Below are 621 nucleotides of genomic sequence, written 5' to 3'. Positions count from 1 at the left end.
CTGCTCGAAGGGCATGTCGTGGGTGATGAAGTCGTCGATGTTGATCTCGCCGTTCATGTAGCGCTCCACATAGCCCGGCAGCTCGGTGCGGCCCTTGACGCCGCCGAAGGCGGAGCCCTTCCACACCCGGCCCGTCACCAGCTGGAACGGCCGGGTGCAGATCTCCTCGCCGGCCCCGGCCACGCCGATGATCACCGACTCGCCCCAGCCCTTGTGGCAGCACTCCAAGGCCGAGCGCATCACGTTGACGTTGCCGATGCACTCGAAGGAGTAGTCGACCCCGCCGTCGGTCAGGTCGACGATCACCTGCTGGATCGGGTCCGCGTGCTCCTTGGGATTGACGAACTCGGTGGCGCCGAACTGGCGGGCCAGCTCGAACTTGTCCGGGTTGACGTCGATGGCGATGATGCGGCTGGCCTTGGCCATCACCGCGCCCTGGATCACGGCGAGACCGATGGCGCCCAGGCCGAACACGGCGACGGTCGAGCCCGGCTCGACCTTGGCGGTGTTGAGCACCGCGCCGATGCCGGTGGTCACCCCGCAGCCGAGCAGGCAGATCTTGTCCAGCGGCGCCTCCTTCGAGACCACCGCCAGCGACACCTCGGGCAGCACGGTGTACTC

General features: G+C 67.6%; 1 protein-coding gene. It reads right to left on the bottom strand.

Annotated elements, in window-relative coordinates:
- A partial coding sequence (locus ACOMD9_RS21105) for a zinc-binding dehydrogenase (RefSeq protein ID WP_421417984.1) occupies window positions 1-621 on the bottom strand: 621 nt, incomplete at both ends.

The organism is Halomonas terrestris (assembly GCF_049166755.1).
Classification (GTDB): domain Bacteria; phylum Pseudomonadota; class Gammaproteobacteria; order Pseudomonadales; family Halomonadaceae; genus Halomonas.
The sequence above is the reverse complement of the archived record's forward strand: the minus strand, read 5'-3'. Positions and strand labels throughout refer to the sequence as shown.